This window comes from Roseateles sp. P5_B10, from assembly GCF_056400485.1.
The window spans coordinates 1-678 of the sequence record NZ_JBFULE010001496.1; the positions used below are offsets into that span (position 1 = coordinate 1).

Below are 678 nucleotides of genomic sequence, written 5' to 3' on the forward strand. Positions count from 1 at the left end.
ATCGCCTGCCAGGTCGGCCCGACCAGTGCCGCTCCGACGCCGCCCATGAAGGTCAGCCCGATCAGCAGATTAACCGTCAGCAGCCCGTAATAGGACAGCATCATCAGCGTCGCGCTCACCAAGGCGAGCAGCACCTGCACCGCGATCAGGAATTTGCGGCGATCGAGAATATCGGACAGCACCCCGGCAGGGATCGCAAACAGAAAAATGGGCAGCGTGCCCGCGGCCTGGATCATGGTGACTGCTGCCGGCGCTGCCGACAGGTCGGTCACGAGCCAGGAACTCGCCACGTCGCGCATGAAGCTGCCGGTGTTACCCATCACCGTCGCGACCCAGATCACCGCGAAGACGGATTGATGGAATGGCGCGAAGGCGCTGGTTGCCTTGGCGGTGTCGGCAGTGCCGCTCATGATTTTACCTTGTTGAGGTCATGCCATGCGACGAGCAGGAAGCCGCCGCACAGGCCGATGTGTTCGAAAAACGAATTGGCGCTCATAAAGCGCTCTGGCGGAGCCAGCTCCCAGAACCGATTCGCCAGAAACGTCGCCATCAGCGTAAAGCCTGCCAGCGAGAGTGCGCCGAGCCAGCGCAACACGCCACCGAGAATCAATAGCGAGGCAACCAGTTCTAGCCCGATCGTCGCCAGCGCGAGGGGCGCTGCCGGCTGCAGTCCGAAAT

At 62.4% G+C, this 678-nt stretch carries 2 protein-coding genes; both read right to left on the reverse strand.

Annotated elements, in window-relative coordinates:
* Positions 1-410 (reverse strand): MFS transporter (locus tag AC1DU6_RS34200; protein WP_477862885.1); only part of this gene is annotated, 410 nt, incomplete at its 3' end.
* A partial coding sequence (locus tag AC1DU6_RS34205) for a DoxX family protein (protein ID WP_477862887.1) occupies positions 407-678 on the reverse strand: 272 nt, incomplete at its 5' end. The genes AC1DU6_RS34205 and AC1DU6_RS34200, both read right to left, overlap by 4 nt.